This window comes from Bacillus sp. S/N-304-OC-R1 (assembly GCF_019749375.1).
Classification (GTDB): domain Bacteria; phylum Bacillota; class Bacilli; order Bacillales; family Cytobacillaceae; genus Cytobacillus.
The window spans coordinates 33,102-58,136 of record NZ_JACWFE010000020.1; the positions used below are offsets into that span (position 1 = coordinate 33,102).

The 25,035-nt window shown below is 39.3% G+C and carries 21 protein-coding genes; 18 read left to right on the forward strand and 3 right to left on the reverse strand.

Going from position 1 to position 25,035, the window contains the following annotated elements; genetic code table 11:
• Positions 1–82: 82 nt before the first annotated feature.
• From H0173_RS15845 to H0173_RS15875, 7 genes are all read left to right on the forward strand, one after another.
• Complete coding sequence (locus H0173_RS15845) at positions 83–994, forward strand: nuclease-related domain-containing protein (protein ID WP_221847479.1); 912 nt, start codon at positions 83–85, stop codon at positions 992–994.
• Positions 995–1,457: 463 nt separating this feature from the next.
• Positions 1,458–3,590 (forward strand): MMPL family transporter, encoded by a 2,133-nt coding sequence (locus tag H0173_RS15850; protein ID WP_221847480.1) that lies wholly within the window; start codon positions 1,458–1,460, stop codon positions 3,588–3,590.
• Between the two features lie 213 nt (positions 3,591–3,803).
• Positions 3,804–5,075, forward strand: coding sequence for an MFS transporter (locus H0173_RS15855; RefSeq protein WP_221847481.1), 1,272 nt, complete (start codon positions 3,804–3,806; stop codon positions 5,073–5,075).
• A 170-nt stretch (positions 5,076–5,245) separates the two neighbouring features.
• Positions 5,246–6,151, forward strand: coding sequence for a ribokinase (rbsK, locus tag H0173_RS15860; protein WP_260631216.1), 906 nt, complete (start codon positions 5,246–5,248; stop codon positions 6,149–6,151).
• A gap of 39 nt (positions 6,152–6,190) precedes the next feature.
• Complete coding sequence (locus H0173_RS15865; protein ID WP_221847482.1) at positions 6,191–7,390, forward strand: M20 metallopeptidase family protein; 1,200 nt, start codon at positions 6,191–6,193, stop codon at positions 7,388–7,390.
• The gene (locus H0173_RS15870) at positions 7,390–8,313 is read left to right on the forward strand and encodes a nucleoside hydrolase (protein WP_221847483.1); all 924 of its coding nucleotides are present in this window, start codon (positions 7,390–7,392) and stop codon (positions 8,311–8,313) included. The genes H0173_RS15865 and H0173_RS15870 overlap by 1 nt, the downstream gene beginning before the upstream one ends.
• A 116-nt stretch (positions 8,314–8,429) precedes the next feature.
• Positions 8,430–9,737 (forward strand): uracil/xanthine transporter, encoded by a 1,308-nt coding sequence (locus H0173_RS15875; RefSeq protein ID WP_221847484.1) that lies wholly within the window; start codon positions 8,430–8,432, stop codon positions 9,735–9,737.
• Between the two features lie 31 nt (positions 9,738–9,768).
• On the opposite strand, the gene H0173_RS15880 is transcribed toward H0173_RS15875, so the two are convergent.
• Positions 9,769–10,770, reverse strand: a complete 1,002-nt coding sequence (locus tag H0173_RS15880) for a LacI family DNA-binding transcriptional regulator (protein WP_221847485.1) — start codon at positions 10,768–10,770, stop codon at positions 9,769–9,771.
• A gap of 196 nt (positions 10,771–10,966) precedes the next feature.
• Between H0173_RS15880 and H0173_RS15885 the strand changes: the two genes are divergently transcribed.
• The 6 genes from H0173_RS15885 (at position 10,967) to H0173_RS15910 (ending at position 16,951) form a co-directional block, all read left to right on the forward strand.
• Positions 10,967–12,193: a NupC/NupG family nucleoside CNT transporter gene (locus H0173_RS15885; RefSeq protein WP_221847486.1), complete on the forward strand. Its 1,227-nt coding sequence runs from the start codon at positions 10,967–10,969 to the stop codon at positions 12,191–12,193.
• Positions 12,194–12,374: 181 nt separating this feature from the next.
• Entirely contained in the window at positions 12,375–13,583 is a 1,209-nt protein-coding gene (locus H0173_RS15890) for an MFS transporter (RefSeq protein ID WP_221847487.1), read from the forward strand.
• 71 nt (positions 13,584–13,654) lie between these two features.
• Entirely contained in the window at positions 13,655–13,843 is a 189-nt protein-coding gene (locus H0173_RS15895) for a hypothetical protein (RefSeq protein WP_221847488.1), read from the forward strand.
• Positions 13,844–13,912: 69 nt separating this feature from the next.
• The gene (gene msrA / locus H0173_RS15900) at positions 13,913–14,893 is read left to right on the forward strand and encodes a peptide-methionine (S)-S-oxide reductase MsrA (RefSeq protein WP_221847489.1); all 981 of its coding nucleotides are present in this window, start codon (positions 13,913–13,915) and stop codon (positions 14,891–14,893) included.
• Between the two features lie 282 nt (positions 14,894–15,175).
• A complete protein-coding gene (locus tag H0173_RS15905; protein ID WP_221847538.1) occupies positions 15,176–16,348 on the forward strand; it encodes a ParM/StbA family protein in 1,173 nt (390 codons plus the stop codon).
• A gap of 9 nt (positions 16,349–16,357) precedes the next feature.
• Positions 16,358–16,951 (forward strand): hypothetical protein, encoded by a 594-nt coding sequence (locus tag H0173_RS15910; RefSeq protein WP_221847490.1) that lies wholly within the window; start codon positions 16,358–16,360, stop codon positions 16,949–16,951.
• A gap of 87 nt (positions 16,952–17,038) precedes the next feature.
• Here H0173_RS15910 and deoD read toward each other — a convergent pair whose 3' ends face one another.
• Positions 17,039–17,743, reverse strand: coding sequence for a purine-nucleoside phosphorylase (deoD, locus tag H0173_RS15915; protein WP_221847491.1), 705 nt, complete (start codon positions 17,741–17,743; stop codon positions 17,039–17,041).
• 243 nt (positions 17,744–17,986) lie between these two features.
• The gene (locus tag H0173_RS15920) at positions 17,987–18,703 is read right to left on the reverse strand and encodes a Crp/Fnr family transcriptional regulator (RefSeq protein ID WP_221847492.1); all 717 of its coding nucleotides are present in this window, start codon (positions 18,701–18,703) and stop codon (positions 17,987–17,989) included.
• Between the two features lie 191 nt (positions 18,704–18,894).
• Between H0173_RS15920 and H0173_RS15925 the strand changes: the two genes are divergently transcribed.
• The 5 genes from H0173_RS15925 to H0173_RS15945 all read left to right on the forward strand — a co-directional run bounded on the left by H0173_RS15925 (position 18,895) and on the right by H0173_RS15945 (position 24,944).
• A complete protein-coding gene (locus tag H0173_RS15925; RefSeq protein WP_221847493.1) occupies positions 18,895–19,932 on the forward strand; it encodes a BMP family lipoprotein in 1,038 nt (345 codons plus the stop codon).
• A gap of 86 nt (positions 19,933–20,018) precedes the next feature.
• Positions 20,019–21,554: an ABC transporter ATP-binding protein gene (locus H0173_RS15930; protein ID WP_221847494.1), complete on the forward strand. Its 1,536-nt coding sequence runs from the start codon at positions 20,019–20,021 to the stop codon at positions 21,552–21,554.
• Complete coding sequence (locus H0173_RS15935) at positions 21,547–22,617, forward strand: ABC transporter permease (protein WP_221847495.1); 1,071 nt, start codon at positions 21,547–21,549, stop codon at positions 22,615–22,617. The genes H0173_RS15930 and H0173_RS15935 overlap by 8 nt, the downstream gene beginning before the upstream one ends.
• A gap of 3 nt (positions 22,618–22,620) precedes the next feature.
• Complete coding sequence (locus H0173_RS15940) at positions 22,621–23,571, forward strand: ABC transporter permease (RefSeq protein WP_221847496.1); 951 nt, start codon at positions 22,621–22,623, stop codon at positions 23,569–23,571.
• 86 nt (positions 23,572–23,657) lie between these two features.
• The gene (locus tag H0173_RS15945) at positions 23,658–24,944 is read left to right on the forward strand and encodes an NCS2 family permease (protein ID WP_260631218.1); all 1,287 of its coding nucleotides are present in this window, start codon (positions 23,658–23,660) and stop codon (positions 24,942–24,944) included.
• The last annotated feature ends 91 nt before the right edge of the window (positions 24,945–25,035 follow it).

Sequence of the window (25,035 nt, forward strand, 5' to 3'; positions counted from 1 at the left end):
TAGGCGAAGAGTTTTTTATGTTAAAATGAAGCCAAATCACCCAATCTTTATTACACTCAAACTAAAGAATAGGAAGTGGAAAATGAGTAAGAAGTTTCGGGAAGAACCATATGAATTAACATTATTTCGCTATTTAAATGTTCGAACTAATTTATCGGATAAGGAGAAGAATTATTACTTAAGTCTTGAAAAAGGATATGAAGGAGAGTTGCGATTTGATGAATTTACTGCGCAGCTTGCAGAAAATTGGCTGATCATAAACGATTTAATGCTAGAACATAACCATGCCGTCTTTCAAATTGATACTTTGTTCATCTCTTCAGAAAAAATCATTATGTTTGAAGTAAAGAATTACGAGGGTGATTATGTTATCAAAACTGAAAGGTGGTCCACATTATCAAATGTTGAAATCAGAAATCCGCTGCACCAGCTAGAAAGGAATGAATCCCTTCTTCGGAAAGTGCTGTTAGAATGTGGAGTTACTACCCCAATTGAAAAATACCTCATTTTCATCAACCCCGATTTTTATTTATACCAAGCACCATTAGATCTTCCGATTATTTTTCCAACACAGCTGAACCGCTTTATAAAACAATTAAGTAATAGCTTTAAAAAAGTGAATGAAACACATTTGAATTTAGCCAAAAAACTAGTAGCTATACATTTAAAAAAATCACCTTATATGCGTTTACCAGAGTATTGTTATGACCAGCTGAAAAAGGGAATAACTTGTGGTTGCTGTTATTCGTTTAATGTTGAAATTAGGAGCACTCAATTGGTCTGTACACAATGTGGATGGAAAGAAAGGCTAGCGGATACTGTGCTTCGAGGAGTCGAGGAGTTTTCATTTCTTTTTCCAGATCACAAGGTCACCACAAGTGAAATGATGAAGTGGTTTAAAATTATCAATTCTAAGGTCACGATGAGAAGGTTGCTTTCGGAAAACTTTATACAGGTTGGGCGAGGCAGGTATTCCTATTATACGAAAAAGTAAATTTAATTTGCTTGGTATATGAATGATAGGAAAAATACTTAGATTGGGTGATTGAGAGGTAAAGGAGAAGGTTTAATGTACGCGTTTTGACAGGCAGCGGGTGAAAATGCGTACATCGGTGTATTTAATGTGCTTGTTTTTGGGGGAGGAGAAGAAAACCGATGACATAGAGAGGTTTAATGTACACGTTTTAAAGAACCTTGGTTAAAAACGCAAACATGGGGTTGTTCAATGTGCTTGTTTTTGGGGGAGGAGAAGAAAACCGATGACATAGAGAGGTTTAATGTACACGTTTTAAAGAGCCTGGGTTAAAAACGCGAACATAAGGTTGTCCGATGTACCATTTTGGTAAACTATCCAAGCCTTAATTGAACCATATCTAATATTGCTTTTAAAAGACAATTCCCCCCATATCCGCTAAACTAAAAGAAGTAAAAAGATTGTACTAGGTGAGGGGAAAAGGATGCGTACACTTGCACGATTTGTAACGAAAACGTATAAATATATTATTTTGGCTTGGGTTATTCTTGCGGTCGTTATGGCGTTTTTCGCTGTTCGGCTCCCGTCTATGCTGCAGGGAGATGGCTTTCGAATGAATGGGGAGCATTCGGAAGTGATGGATCTTGCGTCTGATACATTTGATATGCCGGTTGAAACGATGTTTCTTGTCTTTAATAAAGTCAGTGATGGAAAAATAAAAGATACGATTGAGGAAATAAAGAAGCTTGATGTTGCCTCAAAGATCGTTTCACCTTTAGAAGATCCTTCTCTTTACAAGGATGATGTATCTTATGCTCTGCTTCAATTTAATGATGAGGACGAAGATACGTCTCAAGTTGTTACCGACATTCGTAATGCGGTTGGGGATGAAAAGGGAATTGTTTTAACAGGAGCCCCAGCCATTTCTAAAGATATTAACACTGCTAGCCAGCGGGATTTAATGATTGCGGAAGCGATTGGTCTTCCGATCGCGATCATTGTTCTGTTATTTGCGTTTGGTACCGTTGTGGCTTCGTCTATTCCGATTATGATTGGGATCAGTACAATCATCGTTTCGTTTGGAGTACTAACGATTTTGGGTGGTCAAATTGATCTTTCAATTTTCGTGCTTAATATTATTCCGATGCTGGGTCTCGCTCTCAGCATTGACTTTGCGCTTTTGTTTATTAGCCGTTATCGGGAAGAGCGCAGAAAAACTTCACTTTTAGAAGCGGTATCTACGACAATCCGCACTGCTGGTCGTTCCGTCATTTTTTCAGCCTTTTGCGTATTTATTGGATTAGGCGCCATGATGCTCATCCGAGTTGAGATTTTTCAAAATATCGCGATTGGCGGCATGATCGTAGTAGCGATGTCCGTTCTTAGCTCAATTACGCTTTTACCATCGGTACTAATCCTTCTAGGGGACAGAATTGATAAGTGGCAAATATTAAAAGTAAACCAAAATGGTACAGATCGCTGGCGCCAATTTGCAAATGGGGTCATTAAGCGTCCGGTTATTATTACGATATTGGCAATTGCTGTATTAGGGGTTGCACTGATCCCTGCGAAGAATATGAATTTGACGATACCGCAAATAGATTCATTGCCTAAATCCTATGATTCTCGTCAAGCCTATGAAATGTTGGAGGATAAGTTTGGACTCGGAAAAAAAGCCAATGTTTATGTTGTAGCAACTCGCAAAAATGGCTGGGAAGATCCTAAGGGATTAAAGGAAATGAAGGAAATTGAACAGGATTTGAAAAAGGACCCGCTTGTTGAGGAGGTCAAAACTATCTACGAATTGAGCGGAATCAATACACCTGAGGAGTGGGAACAGGCATGGGCTGCACCAGGAATGGATGCCCAGCTTAAACCATTAATGGAGTCCTTTGTTAAGGATGATAAACTGTTAATTCCAGTAACATTATCTGTCTCTGGAACGTCAACAAAAGCACGTAATTGGGTTCGAGATCTTTCTGAAAAGGAAACCGATTTTGATTTGCTCGTTGGCGGACAGCCTAAGTTCAATCAGGAAATCTTTGATGAAATATCGAATCAAATTTGGCTCGTGCTGACAGTCATTCTCGTCTCAACCTTTTTCATTTTAATGCTTGCTTTCCGGTCAATTTTAATTCCAATTAAGGCGATTCTAATGAATATTATTGGATTGGCGGCCACGTTCGGAATTCTCGTGTACATCTTCCAATATGGTCATTTTGGTCTTCAAGCAGGAACGATTGCGCTTATAATACCGGTGCTTGTCTTTAGTTTAGTGTTTGGATTAAGCATGGATTATGAAGTGTTCCTTATCTCGAGAATGCAGGAGGAGTATGCAACTTCTTTTGATAATGATCGGGCTACAGTAGAAGGACTTGCCACAACGAGTAAAATTATTACTTCAGCTGCCCTTATTATGATTGTTTTAACAGGTGCCTTTGCTTTTACAGATGTTATCCCAGTAAAACAAATCGGGGTGGGTATCGCCATCGCGGTTGCGATTGATGCAACGATTATTCGTCTTCTACTCGTTCCAAGCTTAATGAAGCTATTCGGGAAATGGAACTGGTGGCTGCCGTTTCGAAAAGGTCCGTATAAAGCAGGAAGCTGGCATTAAAATACTGATCAGAACCTGCTTTCATCATCGGCAGCTGCTTAGCTGTCCCATACAAAACCAACCCTATCACGGAGCACAAACAGAGTGCTTCGTGATTTTTTTTACATATCTTCCATATAAATATTAAATGCATTAGACAAAAGAAAAGTTAGACAGGCGAAAAATAAGGAGTATAATAAAAAAATAATTTAAAGCAAATAGGGGTAGAAGCTAGTGGAAAAACAAAATAGCAAGTATAGGTGGATTGTCTTTGCTGCGGCATTGTTTACCTATTGTGTCATCGTGACTCAAAGAACAGCACCAGGATTAATTACAGATCAAATCATGAAGGACTTTAGCGTATCTGCCTCAACTATTGGGTTACTGACAAGCATTCAGTTTCTCGCTTATGCCAGTCTCCAAATACCGGTTGGAATCCTGTCTGATCGTTTCGGACCGAATCTTTTTATTATAGCCGGAACTTTATTAAATGGTGTCGGTACGCTGATTTACAGTCTTGCTCACCATGAATATGTTCTTTTGTTTGCGCGATTACTCGTGGGAGTTGGCGATGCCACGATTTGGGTTAATTTAGTTCTTATTTTAAGTTTATGGTTTAAGGGAAATGAATTTGTTGGATTAATTGGGATAGCCGGAATGGTTGGAAGCTTAGGTTTCTTGCTGGCGACTGTTCCTTTTTCAGAGTTAATTACGTTATTTGGCTGGAGGAAACCGTTTTTTTCAACAGGGATATTACTGTGTCTCAGTGCATTAGTCCTTTATTTTATCCTTGTTTATAAACCGAAAAAAATGTTTGCCAATACTAAAGATTCACCGCCAAAGGTTGAAGTAAAACGAGAAAAGACGATTATTTTATTACGCCGCATTTTAACAAGCCGCCAAGCATGGGCTACATTCTGCTGTCATTTCGGTATTGTTGGCACGTATGTAGGATTTATCGGTTCATGGGCAGTTCCATACGGAATGCATGTGTATGGAATGACGCGATCTGATGCAAGTCAGCTTATTATGATTGGACTAATTGGTGCCATTATGGGGGCTCCGCTATCAAGCTGGTTAGCGAATCGGTTAGGTACGATCAAACGTCCCTATGTGGTTGTTCACTTTGTTACCTTTGCCTGCTGGGTAGTGTTTTATGTCTTGGGGGCAAAGCCGCCTCATTTTATGCTGATTCTGCTATTCTTTATTATTGGTCTTTGTAATGGAGCTAACACACTTACATTTGCGGTTGTTCGTCAATCTTTTCATGTAAAGGAAGTTGGGTTCGTTTCAGGATTTGCCAATACAGGCGGATTTTTAAGTGCGGTTCTCTTGCCAAGTATTTTTGGAAAGGTTTTGGATCATTATCATACAGAGACTAGTAACATAGGATATCATTATGGATTTCTAATACCTGTTCTATTTTCCTTTGTTGGAGTAGTTGGTGGAATTTTAATAAAAGAAAAGTATCAAAAGGTACAAAAACATAAGGAAGCTGTTATGTAGAGAAAGCAAGATCTATTTGCTTTCTCTTTTGCTGTACCCATTACTTACCTGTGTTATCGATTACAGATTGATTTGACAATAAATAAAATCAAATGATATTCTTAATGTGTAATCGGTTACACATTTTAGGTTGGCCCTTTACATTAATGATGGATGGATAGGTGGTCAAATTGAGGCAAAATATTGTAGTAATTGGCAGTTTAAATATGGATGTCGTCATTTCTGCAAAGAGAATGCCTAAGTTAGGTGAAACGATACTTGGCGATAGTGTTTCCTATTTGCCTGGCGGTAAAGGTGCAAACCAAGCGGTCGGCATTGCGAAATTAGGCGGAGACGTGAACATGATTGGTGCTGTTGGAGACGACTCATTTGGAGAAATTATCATCGAACAGCTGAAGAACCATAAGGTCAATACACAGAAAATTGAGAAGTTCCAAAATGTAGCGACAGGTGTAGCTACTATTTTTCATACAGAAATGGATAATTGCATCACAGTTATTCCAGGTGCTAATTACATGTTTAGACCAGAACACATTACGAAAGAAATAGAACAAATTATTTCACAGGCAAAAGTTGTCATTGTACAGCTCGAAATTCCGCTTGAGACAGTTCAATACGTTCTATGGATAGCAAAAAAACATGGCGTTAAGACAATCTTGAATCCAGCGCCAGCTCAAAAATTATCTGGACAGCTTCTTGCTTTAGTTGATTATATAACACCAAATGAAACCGAATTAGAACTATTAATCGGATACAGTAATTCGTCCGATCAGGAATTAGAAAAGGCAATGAATGAGTGGCAGGAAAAATACAATAATACGCTCATTGTCACCCTTGGAGAAAAAGGCTGTGCTTATTTAGAAGAAGGACAGATCAAAGTCATTCCTCCTGAAAAGGTTACCGTTGTCGATACGACAGGAGCAGGCGATTCCTTTAATGCTGCATTAGCTTTTGGGATTGCATCCGATTGGGATCTTGATCAATCAATATCTTTTGCTGTTAAAGCATCAGCTAAATCCGTAACTAAGTTTGGGGCGCAGGAAGGGATGCCTTATTACAACGAGGTTACCGAATAAGCAATTGTTAAATTAGTTAATCAGAAAGAAGGAAAAGCAATGGTAAACAACATTTCACTTAAATGGATAGAAGAGAATATGGAGTCCTACTTGCTTGATACTTACAAATATCTTCATCAGCACCCTGAATTAAGCACGCAGGAGCAGGAAACTCAAGTCTTCATAAAAAAAGAATTAGACCGATTAAACATCTCATATAAAGTGATGGCTCAAACAGGCTTATGTGCAGAAATTCATGGGGCTGAGCCTGGAAAAACCATTCTTCTTCGTGCAGATATTGATGCCCTTCCTATTCATGAGCAGACAAGCCTTGATTATTCTTCGAAAAAACCAGGAGTAATGCATGCTTGTGGTCATGATGCTCATATGACAGTTGGTCTAGGCGTTGCTACTCTTCTAAAAGAAAGAGTATCCGAATGGAAAGGGACAGTTAAGATTATGTTCCAGCCATCAGAGGAGGTACATCCCGGCGGAGCTAAACCGATGATTGAAGAGGGCATTCTAGAAAATCCAAAAGTGGATGCAGCAATCTGCCTTCATACGAATCCTTACCTAGCACCGGGAAAATTTGAACTGAAAAATGGTTATATGCTTGCCAATTCAGATGATGTGCATATCACCCTTATCGGCAAGGGTGGACATGCTGCAGCTCCTCAACAAGGCATTGATGCTGTTGCCATGGCAGGACAGTTCCTTTCAGGTGTGCAAAACATCGTATCCCGCCAAACTTCTCCTTTAGATCATGCTGTCATTACATTTGGAAAAATCAACGGGGGCACTAAGTCGAATGTTATTTGTGATCAGGTGGAAATTGCCGGAACGGTTCGGACAATTAAAAAGGAAACACAAGAGAGAATCCAAGCGCAATTAGAAGCATTAGTGCAGTCAGTGGCAAGCTTCTGGGGCGGATCATACTCATTCAAATTTGAAAAAGGCTATCCCGCTGCTTGGAACGATCAAAAAATAACAGATATTGCTCGTGCTGCATTGAAATCTTCTTTAGGCAATGAAAGTGTCGTTGAGATTGAATATCCGTATATGAGCGGAGATGACTTTGCTTATGTGGCTCAGTCAGTTCCTTCCGTGTTTATGTATTGGGGGACTGGATCACAGGATCGTGAAAACTATCCATGGCACCATCCGCGATATCACCTCAATCTTTCTGCATTGAAATATGGAGTGACTGCAGCGACGCAGTGTATTTTGAACTTATTACAAACAGAAGAGGTGGGTAAATAATGAAAAAGGTCATTATTGATGTTGATACTGGTATTGATGATGCAATTGGCATTTTACTTGCTGCTAAAAGCGGACTTTGTAATATTCTTGGCATCACAACAGTTTGCGGTAACGTTTCCTTAGATCAAGCAACAATGAATACAAAGAAAGTTGTTCAGCTGCTTGGCAAAGAAAACGAAATCAAGGTTGTGAAGGGTGCGAGCCGTCCTTTATTAAGAAAACCATTCTATGAGCATAGTGTTCATGGAAATGATGGGATTGGCGGAGCTCTTAAGGATATGGAAGTGAACATGGGCGATGAAGGTTTTGCGCCTGATTTCATTATCGAGCAAGCCGAAAAACATAAAGGTGAAATTACATTTATCCTGCTAGCTCCGCTTACGAATATGGCGCTTGCTGTTCGTAAGGAGCCAAGATTAAAGGAATGGATTAAAGAGCTTGTTATTATGGGCGGCGCTGTGAAAAGACCTGGCAATATCACACCGACAGCGGAATTTAATATGTACGTGGATCCGGAAGCAGCTAAAATTGTGCTGCATTCAGGTATTCCGATTACGCTTGTTGGATTAGATGTGACAAGTGATACGCTTCTTACAGATGCAGATGTTGAAAAAATGCAAGGGAACAGCATCGGTGAATTTGTTAAGGACAGTACGGAGCATTATATTAATCGCTACTTTGAATTAAACGGAATCAGAAGCTGTGCCATGCATGATCCGTTAGCAGTTGGTATTGCTTTAGACAGATCTCTTGTTAAAACAGTAAAGCATTATGTGGATGTGGAGACAAAGAGTGAGCTATGTGACGGATATACAATGTGTGATTTCAAGAACATGCTGAAAAAAGAACCAAATGCAGAGGTTTGCTTAGAAGTTGATAGTGAACGATTCATTAACATGTTAGTGGAAACGTTAAAAAAATAAAAATAATGGCTAAAGGACTGGCTAAGGTCCGTCAATCCCGTTTTAAAGAAGCGGAATTGGCGATACCTGAATCGGTCCTTTGCAATTTTCATTCAAACAGAAAGAAGGAAGGAACGATGCAGCACTTATCTAAAACAACACTTGGCATTGCGGGTGTACAGTGGCTCTTTTTTATTTTTGCGAATACGGTTGTCATTCCTTTATCAGTTGGAGCCGCTTTTCATTTGCCGCCTGAGGTGATAGCTGCCACTTTAAGAAGCTCGTTTATTTTTACTGGAGCAGCTAGTATTCTGCAGGCCCTCATCGGGCATCGTTATCCTCTTATGGAAGGCCACTCCGGCTTGTGGTGGGGGCTGATTCTTAGTCTATGCGCATCAGCTCATTCTGTTGGTATTGGCTATGCAGAATTAGGGGGCAGTCTTGCAGCAGGAATGATATTGGCCGGACTGATGACTATTATTTTAGGGATGCTTGGGTTTACAAAAGTGCTTAAGAAAATATTTAATCAAGCGGTTATGAGTGTGTATTTGTTTCTGCTATCCTGTCAGCTGATTATTATCTTTTTTAAAGGAATGCTTGGCTTGTCTGAGGGCACGACCATTGACATGAAACCCGCTCTCCTTTCTATTCTATTAGTCATTTTAGTTGTCTTTTTGAATGTGAAAGGAAAAGGGAAGTTAAGTAATTTCTCCATTCTCATTGGTATTTTGGCGGGATGGTTAGCTTATAGTCTGCTATTCCCTGTACATCAGCAGGTGAAAAGTGAGGATGTTGCGTTATTTACAATTCTTCCGTGGGGTTCTTTAATGTTGGATATGGGGATTATGATTACGGCCTTTATAGCTGGGCTTATTAACATGACAAATTCAATTGTTTCCATGAATACAGCCCAAAAGCTTTTTAATCGAGAAACGAGTGAAAAGGAATATAAGTGGTCTTTCGTTCTGACAGGATTTTATTCTATTGCCGCTGGACTGTTGGGACTCGTGCCATTTGGTCCGTACACGTCTTCAATCGGCTTTTTAGAAAGTACAAGAATTTTCCGTCGTGCCCCATTTATCATTGGCGGTGCTATATTGATTGTTCTTGGCCTTGTGCCAGCATTAGGCGCCTTTTTCTCGTTGCTTCCTGTTAGCGTTGGAAACGCAGTGTTATTTGTAGCGTATCTTCAGTTGTTCGGGACGGCATTAAAAAACATTCAGACGATTCATATCAATTCCAAGACAATTTATCGCATTGCGATTTCGGTTCTAGTTGGGCTTAGCATTATGAATATCCCAGCAGAAACATTTGCTCCATTTCCAATGCTTGTGAGACCGCTAATTAGCAATGGATTGCTTGTAGGAGTACTTATATCGATTTTATTCGAGCTGTTTGGGGACTGGCAGAAGTATGAAAGTAGGGAATTAAGTAAATCGGCTTAATTCGTCTAATTATATATAAAAGGCGTACAACTCAGTTGTGCGCCTTTCCAATTGTGGATTCTTTCTGTATCAATTCTACATCAAACTCATGCAGCTGTTTTTCAAGGGATTCCCCTTTAATTAACTGCATTAAATATTCCATTGCGTACTTGCCAATTGAATAAATCGGCTGCGAAATGGTCGATAATTCTGGATAAACCATATCCAGTTTTATACCGTCAAACCCAATCACTTTCACTTGCTCGGGTACAGAAACGCCAAGTCTTTTAAGAGCTTTTAATGCGCCTGCAGCCATTAAATCATTGCCGGCAAAAACACCATCTAGATCAGGATGCTTTTCGTAAAGCTCCATCATTGCATCATATCCGCCTTTAACGGTGAAATCGCTGTATGAAATAATGCTCGGTGTAAACCAGTCCATTTTGCCGCAAACCTCTTCATAGCCAATCGTTCTTTCTCGAACAGTTGAAATATGAATGGGGCCGCAAATGTGAGCAATTTTTTTACATCCTTGTTCGAGTAAATGCTGAGCTGCTAAACGCCCGCCTTTTCTGTTATCCGAGTTGATTGAAACGATTGGATGATGTGGGAAGGCTTTATCTATAAGAACAACAGGAATGGATTGCTTCTGCAGCTCAAGAATCTGTTCAGGTTCAATCGTATAGGAAGAAATAATGATTCCATCTATTTGTTTGTTGACTAAGGTTTCAATATATTGCTTTTCCTTTGTTGGATCGTTGTCTGTGTTGCAAAGCATAACTGTATATCCAAATTGATTTGCGGTATCTTCCGTTGCACGGGCGATTTCCGGAAAAAAAGGATTAAGGATATCGGGAACCATAAGGGCAATTGTCGCGGTTTTTTTTCCTGCCAGGCTTCTGGCGATATTATTCGGTTTATAATTCAGCTTTTTGGTAGCTGCAATAATCGCTTGTTCGGCTTCTTTACTTACATAACCGCTTTGATTCAAAAATCTTGAAACTGTTGCGACTGAAACACCAGCCAGCTTGCTTACATCTTTAATCGTTGCCATAATTACCTCGTTTAATTTTATGTTATCGCTTACATAAAATATACAGAAATTGTGAAAAACAGTCAAGATTATAGTAGTACAGAAGGTATTTTATGTTTGTATTATTTAACAGTCAGAAGTTATTGACAGGAAAATAAAAATTGTGATAATTTATATGTAACCGATTACACATAATCTTACCTGGAGAGGTGCAAAAATGAATATTTTATGGGGTCTTATGGGGTGTTTCGTCATCCTGTTTATTGCCTTTTTATTGTCAGAAAATAAAAAGAAAATTAATTATCGAGTTGTGTTAGGCGGAACGGTTCTGCAAATCCTTTTCGGATATATCGTCCTCAAGTCAGAAACGGGAAGAATAATTCTTGAAAAGATTTCAAAAGGAATCCAAAGCGTTATTCATTATGGGAACGAAGGTTTAAGCTTCGTATTTGGCAGTTTAGCTGATGCATCTCAGCCAACTGGGTTTATTTTCGGTATTCGAGTTGCATGTATGGCCATTTTTGTTACAGCATTAATTAGTGTTTTATATCATTTCGGCATCATGCAATTATTCGTTCGCATAATCGGTGGCGGACTCCATAAATTACTTGGGACAAGCAAGGTAGAATCCTTAACAGCAGCTTCAAATATTTTCTTAGGTCTACAGGAAGCACCGGTTATCATTAAGCCTTATATTCGTGCATTAACAAAATCAGAAATTTTCGCCGTAATGGTAGGGGGACTCGCTTCGGTTGCAGGTGGAATTCTCCTTGCTTATGCAGCACTTGGTATTCCGATTAACTACTTGCTATCAGCGAGCTTCATGGCTGCACCAGCAGGATTAGTTTTCGCGAAAATGATGATTCCTGAAACAGAAGTGCCTGTTGCTGCCGCAAACGAAGGAGCAAAGGCTACAGAAGAGAAAGAAGAGAAGCCAAATATTATTGATGTGATTGTAAAAGGTGCCATGGAAGGATTGAAAATGGCAGGTTTAATCATTGCGATGCTTATTGCGTTTATTTCTATTCTTGCTCTTTTAAATGGAATTCTTGGCTCTATCGGTGAATGGTTTGGAATGAAGGATCTTTCCCTTCAATTAATTTTAGGCTATATTTTCTCGCCAATTGCTTTCATCATGGGTGTTCCTTGGTCTGAAGCAATGATTGCCGGAAATCTTCTTGGTCAAAAGTTAATTTTGAACGAAATGGTTGCCTTTACTGCATTTCAGCCATTGATTGAGACGCTATCACCAAAAACCGTAGCGATTGTGACGTTCTCACTTTGCGGATTTGCTAATCTTGGCTCTCTTGGTATCCTAATTGCCAGCATGACAGCATTTGCGGAAAACCAGCGCCAAGTTGTTACTAAATTAGCATTAAAAGCAGTACTTGCAGGAACACTTGCTAACTTAATGAGCGGTACGATTGCAGGAATGTTTATGTAATAAATAAAAAGCTGATTTGAAGGATTAATTCTTTCGATCAGCTTTTTTGTATGGAAACGGTTTTATATTATAAAAAATTTAAACACCCCATTCCGGTTTAATTTAATACTAAAACAATAAGTTTTGGTATATAATCAAATATATTTCGACTATCGAATGGAATTTGAGGGGAAAATTGGATATGTGGCGTAATCGAAACGTTTGGATTATTTTATGCGGGGAATTAATTGCAGGTTTAGGATTATGGATGGGGATTATCGGGAATTTAGAGTTTATGCAGGAGAAGGTACCATCAGATTTAATGAAATCGGTCATAATGGCAATAGGACTACTTGCAGGAATATTGGTAGGGCCAATAGCAGGAAGAATTACCGATCAAAAGAGAAAAAGGACAGTGATGATTTATGCTGGCCTTGGGAGAATGGTTAGTGTAATCTTTATGTTTATTGCTTTGTATACAGGGTCTATTCTATGGCTTATTGCATTTATGATCAGCATTCAGATTGCTGCGTCCTTCTATTTTCCGGCGCTTCAAGCGGCTATTCCATTGATTGTGGATGGGAAAGAGTTATTAAGAATGAATGGTGTTCATATGAACGTAGCTACCATTGCTCGGATTTTGGGAACATCCCTAGCAGGCATTCTTCTTGTTGTTATGTCACTGTTTATGCTTTATTTATCTTCTTTTATCGCATACTTTTTATTATTCTTATTTACATTATTCCTTAAGATTGATGAACCGGTTAAGCAAAGTAATCAGAGTTCTTCGAAGTCAAAAGGGAGCTTTAAAGAGGTATTGCCTGTTATTAAAGGACTGCCGATTGTGTTAATGACCCTTATTTTATCACTTGTTCCACTGCTGTTTTTAGGCGGATTCAATTTGATGGTGATCAAAATCAGCGAAATACATGCCGATCAATTAATTAAGGGAATAATTTATTCTGCTGAAGGAATTGCTTTTATGCTGGGGGCATTAGCAGTGAAAAAGATGAGCGAACGCTGGTCTCCTTATAGTATAATGTTTTTCTTTTCACTCATTGTTGGGTTTGCGCAAATATCATTATTCTTTGTTGATTCGAAAATCGTAGCTGTAGCAGCATTTGCGATTGTTGGTTTTTCAGTCGGCTGCTTTTATCCAACTGCTGCAACGATTTTTCAAACTAAAATGCCAAAGGAATTTCATGGACGCTTCTTTTCCTTCCGCAGCATGCTAGAACGTGTCATGTTCCAGGTTGTTCTGCTCGGTACAGGTTTCTTATTGGATCTTGTTGGATTGAGGATTATGGCTGTTATATTCGGAATCATTTCGGCAGGACTGACCACTTATTTCTTTTTCCAATTTAAGCGTCGTATCGTACAAAAGGACAATCAGAAGGCAGTTTCATTTTAACTTTGCATAAAGCATACCTATTTGGAAATTCTATATATGTAGTTTTATATATAGGGAAGAGGGGTATGCCGATGCGCCGAAAGTTTGATGGATCAGAAGAACATCAGCGAGTCATCCAGGCTCAAAATCAAACAGGTCATTTTGATAAAACCGATACAGAGTTTTCATTAGAAGAGAGTGTACAGGAAGCGATAGCGAAAAGCCAAGCTTACCAGGCTCAAAATCAGCAGCCTACTTATGAGCCAAATAAACCGTTTTAATACGCAGGACCGACGAGAGGCAAACGCTCTCGTCTTATTTTTTATTATTAACTAATCAGTAATAAGGAGATGGAGATATTGTCTGAAAAAAGGGAGCTGGCAACTTTTGCAGGCGGCTGTTTTTGGTGTATGGTTTCGCCATTTGATGAACAGCCAGGGATCAAAGAGGTAATTTCAGGCTATACAGGTGGCCATAAAGAAAATCCAACATATGAAGAGGTATGCTCAGACATGACTGGGCATTATGAAGCTGTGCAAATCACATTTGACCCTGCTATTTTTCCATATGAAAAATTACTAGATTTATTTTGGCAGCAAATTGACCCGACAGATGAAGGTGGTCAATTTAATGACCGAGGGCTATCTTATCGAACGGCCATCTTCTATCATACCGAAGCACAAAGGGAAATGGCCGAACGATCTAAGAGGGAACTAGAAGCTAGCGGACGCTTTAAAAAGCCGATTGTAACGGAAATACTTTCGGCTAGCGAGTTTTACCGGGCAGAAGACAAGCATCAGTATTATTATAGAAAGAATCCTTTTCATTACAATTTATATAGAGAGGGATCAGGAAGAGCGGGCTTTATTCGGGAAAACTGGAAAAAACGCAAAAGTGATGAGCAATTAAAAGTAGAGCTAACTCCGATTCAATATGAAGTGACAAGGAATAATGCGACGGAGCCTCCATTTCAGAATGAATATTGGGATCATACGGAAGAGGGAATTTATGTTGACATTATTTCCGGTGAGCCTTTGTTTAGCTCTAAGGATAAATTCGATGCGGGCTGCGGATGGCCAAGCTTTACAAAGCCTGTGCGCCGAACGGAGCTAGAGGAAAAGTTTGATACATCACACGGGATGAGGCGGATTGAAGTCCGTTCGAAATCATCAGACTCTCATCTTGGTCATGTTTTTGATGATGGGCCTGGTCCGGACAGAGCACGGTACTGTATAAATTCTGCAGCTCTTCGATTTGTTCCAAAAGACAAGCTAATCGAAGAAGGGTATGGACAGTTTTTGCGGTTATTCCATCAGAATGAGGGAAGTTAATTTAACGCGTTTAAATCCACGTAAACTTGTTTACTAATCGTAAACAAACGTACACAAATTTGTGTACATGTTTACAAACGCGTACACATCCAATGATGGCAACATGTGTACGCGTTTGTTACGAAAGTATACTAGTTTGTTTACAAAAAATCGCTTAGTTTACAGGATGTTTACAGATTTACAGTTGTATTTAATTTCCTCAATCACCATTGAACAATTGCAGTAACCCCTTTAATCTTTCAATATACATAAAAGATTACTAGAAAAGGGATGATGGTTATGATGAATAAATCACGAATTGCTGCGATTGATGTTGGGAACGATTCTGTTAAAGCTATTTTTGGGGAGCTGGACTACGAATTAAATATTCCGAATATCATTGCTAGAGATACTGAAGATCGTCCCGTTATTGGGATTGAAGAATTAGATCATAAAAATCCGCTAGATGGCATTCATATTAAGGTTCACTCACCTGCATTAAAAGAGAATAATAGTATTTACCGTGTGGGGAACTTGGCAACGAAAAGCAATAGTACAACAGAGCTAGACCCTGGAAGCAGCAAATCAGAGGAAGATCAAACGTTGGTCATGCTGTTTGCGACATTAGCTTTAGACGCGGTTAGGGTAGAAAACAATGGACTATTCAATCGAACAAAAAATATAGTCGATGCTGATTATACACTTGGTACAGGACTTCCCCTTCGTGAGGTGAAAGAAGGGAAGGATGCGGGCTATCGTTCTAAATTATTGGGCTCCGTCCATCAGGTCGAATTTCTTGTAACACCTAAGTATCAAGGGTTAAAGGTAAACCTTAAATTCAGCGAGGTTAAGGTGTATCCAGAGGGCTTCGCTGCTTATATTAATCTCGTAATGGACAATGATTTAAAAATTATTAACAAGGATTTAATCGACAAAAGAATCATTATTCAAGATATCGGCGGTTTATCTACGGATATTGCTGTCATTAAGAACCGCAATGTCGATGATGATAAGGCTCAAGGCTTTAATCTTGGCGTATCTGAATCATTGGAGGCCATTAGGGAAGAAATTCGCTCTAAACATGGAGTGGAATTGGATAGCCGCAGAGATGTCGTCGAAATTATCACGAAGAAAAATGACCGTAACCATATAATGGTCAAGGGAAGCCGGACAAGCGTCCATGATATAACCGATCGAATTCTGCTTGATTTAGCGAAGAAACAATATCGCTTGCTGCGGAACGTTTGGCAGAAAAACTCGCAGACTGAAATCTGCTATTTTGTCGGCGGCGGAGCTAATGTGTTGAAGGAATATATTAAAGCGCTTAATAATAATTTAGACGGGTATAACATTGACTTTTTTGAGGATGAGAAAGAAAGCATTTGGATGATGGCCAATGCTTACTATAAGTTAATTAAGGATTATGTTAGAAAGATAGAGAAGGCAAAAGCGGTCAAGGAACCTGTGAAAAACTAGGGTGATCCTATGGAGAAATCAAGTTCAAGCAGTATTAAAAGGGGACAGGCCATTTCTTTTCGTGTCCCCTCCGATACTCCTGACCATCTATTAAAGCATTTGCAAAAGCTTAAAGAAACGGAACGGCGAAACTTCTCCAGCAAGATGGCTGAATTCGTTCTTCAAGGGGTGGGGACGTCCTATTCAAGGGATAGGGAAACAATTACCATTCCTCTTCCTCACAGCTTAAGCAAATCCCAGCGAGATTGGTTAAAGCACGAGCATTCAGAGGCTCTATTAGGCAGCATTATATATCATTTGCTGACGGATCCTGTTCGAGCGACATCCTTGCTTGCTTCACTCAATAGTAAGTCTGTTGATATTAACGAGGCGTTGTACCTTCAAGAGGAGAATGTATTCAATACGGAGGCAATTGAGGAAAATACGGCTGATTATGAGCAAGAATCGGCTGCAGGTCTAGATGTAATAGATGATGATCTCGCTGATTTCGATTGGGAATCAGCCAAGCAAACTCAGGAGGAAACTACGGAGGAAGACAATCCGGAAGTTGAACACGATTTAGATGATCTGCTTGGTGACTTCCTTTCAAAAATGAACAAGTAAAAGAATAGAAAAAAGTGCCTTTTCGATGGAGAAGGCACTTTTGTTTTGGCAGCTAAAGCACAAGTTTAAACTTATATTTGAAGGATTTTATTTTGTTACCGTATCTAATGCCACTTCAATCATATCATTAAACGTTGTTTGGCGTTCTTGAGCAGTTGTTTGCTCGTGTGTAATGAGATGGTCACTTACAGTTAAAACAGATAGAGCTTTCACACCGAATTTTGTTGCTAAATAATAAAGTCCAGCTGTTTCCATTTCAACAGCAAAAACACCTAATTTTCCTAGCTTAAAAAATGTTTCCGTATCGTCTGTATAGAAAAGATCAGAGGAAAGTACATTTCCTACATGCAGGTTTAGTCCTTTTTCAACGCCGATTTCATAAGCGCTCTTCATTAAATCGAAATTTCCGATTTGTGGGAAGTCATATCCAGGGAAATCATTACGGATGATAGCTGAATTTGTTGCTGCTGCTTGGGCAATGATCACATCACGAATTTTCACATCTTCCTGAATAGCTCCACATGTACCAATACGAATAAGGTTCTTAGCACCGTAATCTTGGATTAATTCATGGATGTAAATGGATGCTGAAGGCATACCCATTCCAGTTCCTTGGATGGAAACTTTTTTTCCTTTATATGTTCCTGTAAACCCTAACATGCCACGTACCTGATTGTAGCACACAGCGTCCTCTAGAAATGTTTCTGCAATATATTTTGCGCGCAGGGGATCTCCTGGTAATAATACCGATTCTGCGATTTCTCCAACTTTTGCCTCAATATGAAAACTCATCTTTTTCCCTCCAAAAAATTAATAGAAAGCTTTCTTTTATTGTCTGACTTCTATCTGAGCTCTGAACAAAGCTAGATAGAATTGCTATTCGCTCGTAAGCGATTCCAAAAAATCATAACATAATAAAATTTTGCGTTCTGTAAAAGGGATAACGACAAAAATGTGAGCTAGTTAACAAAAAAACCGTTAAAGGGATAACTGAATTCCTCTGCACTCATTTGCTATATTTGCTCATATCACGGCTTAAAGAGTATGCCATTTCCGAAGTGATGGAATTTCTTCAGTCTCGTTACAAATTAATTCAAGTTTGGTTTTATCAAGGAGGTAAAAATACTTTCCATTGACATCAATAATGCCTTCATCTTGAAAATCACCTATTGTTTTGGAAATTGATTCTCTTGTTACACCCAGCATATTGGCGAGTAGTGATTGATTAATTTTTAGATCTATTTTGTAACCGTTATCACAAGCTTTTCCAAAATTATAAAATAGATCCATGAGTAAATTGGCCACTTTTGTACGGACATCATAAAAAGATAGATACCGAACGAGTCGATTAAGAATTCTGGTTCTTTCAACAAGAATCATATAGGCTTTTCGCAGGACTGATGGGTATTTTTCCACTATATCTAATAAATCATTCCTGGAAATAAGCCAAGTTGAAACATTTTCCAATGCTTCAATAGAAGAGATTCGATACTGGTCATTAGACAGTGCCTCGAATTCACCAATGACATCGCCGGGCATGGCAATGCCAAGTACAATTTCCCTGCCTTCATGGATCCGGCAGACTTTTGCCATTCCTGATCGAATAATGTACACCTCATCACCTTGATCATTTTCAAACATGAGGACATGGTTTTTCTTGAAGTGACGTTCTTTCAGCAAGGGAAGGATTTGAGGCAAATCCTGCTCGGGAATATCAGAGAAAATGGCGCAGTCCGTGATTTTGGTAATCAAGGAAATCAAATCCTTTCAGAAATAAAATCATGTGTATTTAGTATCTTGAAATAATAAAAAACATTATAGCATGATTTAACACTAAAGATAGAGTATAAAAAAACAGGAAAAATAAAAGATAATTTTGGATTGGTCTTTCAAGGTTGGACAAATTAAGAATGTAGATATTAGTACTTAAGGAGGAAGTTTGGATGAAAAAATGGCTAGGAAAACTATTACCAATTGTTTTAATTCTTACACTAGTTCTTACAGCTTGCGGACAAAAAAATAATAATAATAATAATACGGGTACTGAAAAAGGCAATGAAGAAGGAGTTAAAAAGCTAAAAGTCGGAATGGTTACAGACTTAGGAAGTGTTAATGACAAATCATTCAACCAAAGCGCTTGGGAAGCACTTCAAAAGTTAAATAAAGATTATGGATTTGAAGTAAAGTACTTAGAGCCAAAAACAGATGCTGATGTTATGCCAAACTTGCTGCAATTTGTAAAGGGTGGTTATGACTTAACTTGGGCAACTGCATTTACTCTAGCTGATGCTGTTACACAGCTGGCAAAGGAAAATCCAGATGCTAAATTCGGTATTGTTGACTCCGATATCGTCGTGCCTAACGTTGCGGCTGTATCTTTTAAAGAGCAGGAAGGAGCATTCCTTGTTGGGGTTATTGCAGGGTTAACAACAAAGACGAATAAAATTGGATTTATTGGCGGAATGGAAATTCCCGTTATTAAACGATTTGAAGCTGGATTTAGAGCAGGGATTCAAGCGGTTAATCCTAAAGCGAAATTAATTGTAAATTATACAGGTTTATTTAACCGAGTGGATATGGGGAAATCAGCTGCTTCAACGATTTATAACGATGGCGCAGATATTATTTTCCATGCAGCAGGTTTAACAGGAAATGGTGTATTTAACGAAGCAAAGGAGCGTCACAGCAAAGGTCAAAAGGTTTGGGTTATTGGGGTAGATAAAGACCAGAGTTTAACATTCGGTGATGATGTAACGTTAACATCGATGATTAAGAAAGTTGATGAAGCCGTATATAAAGTTTCAAAAGATTTAGCGGAAGGAAACTTCCCGGGTGGAAAAGTAACGTTAATGGGATTAAAGGAAAATGGTGTTGATATCGCACCAACATCTAAAAAGAACGTAGCTCCGGAAGTACTTGATAAAGTTGAAGAATATCGCCAAAAAATTATTAATGGTGAAATTGTCGTACCTGAAAAATAAATCTTATTTTTAGGGTTGTCTCAAGATAAGGGGGTCTAACTCTTATGATGAGGCAGCCCCTAAAATGTTTAAAGGGAGGTATCCGAATGACAAATACCGATATTGTGCTCGAATTAAAGGGGATTACAAAACGGTTTCCTGGTGTAGTTGCGAATGACTCCATCAGCTTTCAGTTAAAGCGTGGAGAAATTCATGCATTGCTTGGGGAAAATGGTGCGGGAAAGTCTACCTTGATGAGTATTGTATTTGGGTTATATCAGCCAGATGAAGGCGAAATCTATGTTAATGGCAAGCCTGTCCTCATGGATAATCCCAATAAAGCAATTGACCTGGGAATCGGAATGGTCCATCAGCATTTTAAGCTGGTGGAGCCTTTTACGGTAACTGAAAATATTATTTTAGGCATGGAACCTAAGAATGGCGTAAAGATCGATATTAAAGGAGCCAGTCAAAAGGTTAGAGAGCTTTCTGAGCAATATCATCTGGATGTAGATCCTATGGCTACAATCGAGTCTATCAGTGTAGGGATGCAGCAGCGGGTCGAAATTATCAAAACGCTTTACCGCGGAGCTGATATTCTTATTTTTGATGAGCCAACAGCTGTTTTAACTCCACAGGAAATTAGTGAATTACTTGAGATCATGAGACGTCTGGTTGCTGAAGGGAAGTCCATTATTCTCATTACCCATAAATTAAAGGAAATCATGGAGATAGCGGATACGTGCACGATTATTAGACGAGGAAAAGTAATCGAAAGCTTAAAGGTGGCTAACACAAATCCTCAGGAACTCGCTGAAAAAATGGTAGGGAAGGCCGTTAAATTTAAAACAGAAAAACAAAAGGCACATCCCGAGAATGTTTTATTAGAAGTAAAAGATGTGGTCGTGCCTGGCGAAAAAGGAAAAAATGCAGTTAACCATTTGTCCTTTTCAGTGCGAGCTGGAGAGATCGTAGGTATTGCAGGTGTAGACGGAAATGGACAAACGGAATTAATCGAAGCGCTAACAGGGATGAGGCAAATTCAATCAGGAGATGTTTTACTCGAAGGGAAAAGCATCGTGAATCATTCACCTCGCGACATTTATGAAGCGGGTGTCTCTCATATTCCTCAAGATCGCCATAAGCATGGTCTCGTTCTTGATTTTTCCGTCAGTGAAAACACTATTTTACAAACGTATTACCAAAAAGGGATTAGCCCAAATGGTTTTATTAATAAAAATGCAATGGATGATTTATCAGAGCGCCTAGTCAATGAATTTGACATCCGTACATCTGGCATAGAAACAAAGGTTAGGTCCATGTCAGGAGGAAATCAGCAAAAAATTATTATTGCGCGTGAAATTGATCGACACCCTCAAGTGTTAATTGCGGCACAGCCAACCCGTGGACTGGATGTTGGGGCGATAGAGTTTGTACATAAACAGCTTATTTCCCAGCGCGATCAAGGAAAAGCAGTACTCTTAATATCCTTTGAGCTAGAGGAAATTTTAAATGTTTCTGATCGGATTCTTGTGCTGTTCGACGGGGAGATTGTAGGCGAAACAACTCCAGAAACGACGAGTGACCAGGAACTCGGCTTAATGATGGCAGGAAGACATGAAGGAGGGAGATTGGATGGATAAATTATACAAGGGATTCAAGAGTGAGCCATTATTGGTTCCGATTGTTGCCATTATCATCGGCCTGCTCCTTGGTGCCATCATAATGTTTATTGGAGGCTATGATCCAATTTTAGCTTATCAATCGCTAGTAACGAAGATCTTTGGAAGCAGCTATGATATTGGGGAAGCGCTGCGCACGATCATTCCGCTTGTAATGAGCGGACTTGCAGTAGCCATTGCCTTTCGATCTGGTTTATTTAATATCGGGGTAGATGGACAAATTGTAATGGGTTCATTAGGTGCGCTCATTATTGGAACTAAATTAAATCTGCCTCCATTTTTACATGCGACATTAGCGGTATTATTTGGTGCCTTTTTAGGTGGAGTATGGGGAGCTTTAATTGGCTATATTAAGGCGAAAAGAGGAATAAATGAAGTTATTACGTCCATCATGTTCAACTTTATTGCTCTTTATATAAGCCAATTTCTTATTCGTGTTTTTATGGCGCAAGAAGGAACACAGCGCTCTGCCATGATTAAGGAATCAGCTAGTATTCAAATCGGCTGGCTGTCTGAGGCAATGGGCGGTGCGAGAATGCACTGGGGATTTTTTATTACGATCTTAGCGATTATTTTCTACCACATCTATTTAAATAAAACAAAATGGGGTTATGAGCTTCGCGCTGTTGGTCATAATCAGCATGCAGCACAATACGCAGGAATGAAGGTATCTAATGTAATTGTTCGGGCGATGTTTATTTCCGGTGTATTTGGCGGATTAATTGGAACCTTTGAGGTTTTAGGTGTTTTTAAATATGTGGCGATTAGCTCTACTACATCAGGAATTGGCTTTGATGGGATTGCGGTAGCGTTGCTTGGAGGAAACTCGGCTCTAGGTGTCTTATTATCCGGCATTTTAATAGGTGCACTCACATACGGATCACAAGGCATGAGCTTTGGAGCGAATGTACCAGGAGAAATTATTCGAATGGTTATCGGATTTATCATTTTCTTCGTTGCTGCACCGGGAATTGTGAGGACATTCTTCCCATCAGCAAAAAAGAAATCTAAGAAGGAGGCGTAGCATATGGAGGTCATCAGTAATCTTCTTAGTGGCATGTTGGTTTTCTCTACCGCATTTATTTTTGCCGCACTCGGGGGGCTTATCTCGGAACGATCAGGCGTTATTAATATTGGTCTTGAGGGATTTATGGTTTCAGGGGCCTTCTTTTCAGCGGTCATCTCGTATTATGCTGAAACGGCAGGATTCGGTGCTCTTTCTCCTTGGCTTGGTTTGCTTGGAGCATTTATTTTTACGGTCATCTTTTCAAGTATTCACGCCGTAGCATCCATTAAATATAAAGCGAATCAAGTTGTGAGTGGGGTAGTAATTAATATTCTTGCTGCAAGCTCAACCTTCTTTTTAGTAAAGATGATTTTTGAAGGATCAGCTGAAACGCCAATGTTAACAGAAGTGTTTCATAAGGTGCACATTCCTTATTTAAGTGATATTCCGTTTATAGGGAACGTAATATTTTCCGCTTATCCAACTACGTATCTTGCCATTTTATTAGTGATCGTTATTTTCTTTATTCTATTTAGAACTCCAAGCGGTTTGAGACTTCGTGCTGTTGGAGAACATCCAAGTGCTGCGGATACGGCTGGAATTAAAGTGGAACGGATACGTTATATGGCGGTTATTTTTAGCGGTTCTCTTGCGGCGTTAGGCGGAGCGACCATTGTTCTTACTTCTAATAGTAACTTTGCTTTTAATACGATTTCAGGTCAAGGGTATATTGCCCTTGCAGCCGTTATTTTTGGAAAATGGCATCCGGTTGGTGCCATGCTTGCGGCCTTATTTTTTGGCTTAGCTCAAGCTGTGAAGGACCAATTCCAAATATTAGAGTTTGCTAAACATATTCCAACTGAATTTTTCTATATGCTTCCATACCTGTTAACGTTGCTTGTCCTTATTGTTACAGGAAAAGCTCGTGCACCAAAAGCGCTGGGAGAGCCTTATGACGTTGGAAAACGATAAGTATTTTCCTTATGGATAAAGGCTGGAGGTCAGTGAGACATCCAGCTTTTATTTAGTTTTTTTAGTGGAAAGAGGTGAATGACGAATTGATCAAACAATTTAATCAGTGGTTTCATCTTCAGGAAGAAGGTACAAGTATCCGTACGGAGATGATGGCAGGCCTCACTTCGTTTATCACAGTTGCCTATATCATAGTAGTAAATGGAGCGATTTTACATTTGGCAGGCATGCCGTATGAAGCTGTGACTCTTGCAACAGTCATTTGTTCCTTTTTAGGATGCATGCTTTTAGCCTTTTGGGCAAACTCGCCTCTTATTATCGTTCCAGGGATGGGGGACAATGCGTTTTTTGTTTTTACCCTCGTGTTATCATTTGGACTTTCATGGCAGCAGGCCCTTGCCGTTGTTCTGATAGCTGGCATCGTGTTTGCGATAACAGCTGTTACGAAAGTGGCTGTTTATTTATCTACCTCTATTCCGACAACGATGATACATGCTATGACAGCTGGTATTGGTTTATTTATTGCTTTTTTAGGCTTGAAGAATGGAGGAGTTATTGTCGCGAGTGAAGGAACCTTTGTGACACTTGCGAAAATCACCGACCCTTACGCATTGACTACCTTATTGACTTTGATCATTTTAGTGCCATTGTTTCAGAAGAATATCAAGGGGAACTTTTTAATAGGAATCTTGATCGGTACCCTTATTGGGGCTTTGTTTGGGATTGTCGACTTTTCGAAATTAAAGGACTTTCATTTTTCGTTTAGTGGGTATGGGGAGATTTTCTTAGCAGCTGACTTTAGTAAGCTCGGGACGTTTCACTTTTGGACAGCCGTATTTTCGCTCTCGATGGTCATCATTTTTCAAAATATGGGTGCACAGTTAGGTATGCTTCCAGATAAAGCGAAATTTCGAAAGTCCTTTCAAGCTTTATCATTCTCGATTATGGGGGCAGGTCTGTTTGGATCAAGTCCAACGACAACTGCTGCTGAGGCTGCTACTGGGATTGCTGCTGGCGGCAGAACGGGTTTAACTGCATTTACAACAGGGATTCTTTTTATTCCAGCCTTATTCCTGACTCCGCTATTTAAAATTATACCTAATAGCGCGATTGCTCCCGTATTAATTATTGTAGGCTGTTTAATGGTGCAATCGATAAAAGAGATACCATTTAATGATTTTACAGAGGCTTTTCCAGCTTATTTGATGCTTGCGATCATGCCGCTATCCTTTAATATTGCCAATGGCATTGCTTTCGGTTTTATCGCTTATCCGATTCTGAAATGGGCAACTGGAAGATTAAAGGAAGTAACAGTGACTATGTATGTGATTGCGATTTTCTTTCTTTTATACTTTATATTAGGTGCTTTTTAATGGCGATTGGAATGGATCCAATCGCCTTTTCCGATAAGATTTTCTTATAGATCTCTATTATAACTGCCGAATTTCCATTATCTTCTTGCTG